This is a genomic window from Leifsonia sp. SIMBA_070 (genome assembly GCF_046534635.1).
GTDB lineage: Bacteria > Actinomycetota > Actinomycetes > Actinomycetales > Microbacteriaceae > Leifsonia.
Map to the genome: position 1 here is coordinate 1 of NZ_JAWRYK010000014.1, position 645 is coordinate 645.

The 645-nt window shown below is 67.4% G+C and carries 1 protein-coding gene; it reads left to right on the forward strand.

Features of this window, described 5'->3' with window-relative positions; all coding sequences use genetic code 11:
- Positions 1–579, forward strand: a 579-nt coding sequence (locus SB754_RS19165; protein ID WP_410784005.1) for an HNH endonuclease, incomplete at its 5' end; no start/stop codon positions are given.
- Positions 580–645: the final 66 nt, after the last annotated feature.

The following is a 645-nucleotide window of genomic DNA, read 5'->3' on the forward strand; positions in this document are numbered from 1 at the left end:
CTGATCATGACGGACCGGACCCTGCTGGCCGGAACCGCGGAACCGGCCGTGCTGCCCGGCTACGGGATGCTCCCCGCACAAACGGCCCGGGACCTGATCCGCCGGAACTCAACCGCCAGCGGCGCAGGATCAACGCGCACCTGGTTGCGGCGGCTTTACGCGGCACCATCCACCGGTCAGCTGGTGGGCATGGATTCCCGTGCCCGGCTGGTGCCCGAGGGCTTGGCCCGGTTCATCGCGGCCAGAGACCAGGTATGCCGGATGCCGTGGTGCGGTGCACCCATCCGGCACTTTGACCACATCCGCCCGGTCCGGGCCGGCGGAACCACCAGCGCGGAGAACATCCAGGGCTTATGCGAGGCCTGCAACCAGGCCAAGGAAGCACCGGGCTGGACCACACGCAGGGTTGACGGACCATCAACACCGCCCATCGAGTCTCCCTGCGTGGGCCGGACCAGTCATGTCAGGCACACGGTGGATACGGTGACGCCCACAGGTCACCGCTACCGCTCAGCGTCGCCGGCCCCTCCGGGAACCACCGGCATCAGCGACATCACCGGCATCGCCGGGACCCAATAACCGGGGACACAGTAACCGGGACCCAATAACCGGGAACCGCTAGAGATGGATGCTTGTCACGGGCAT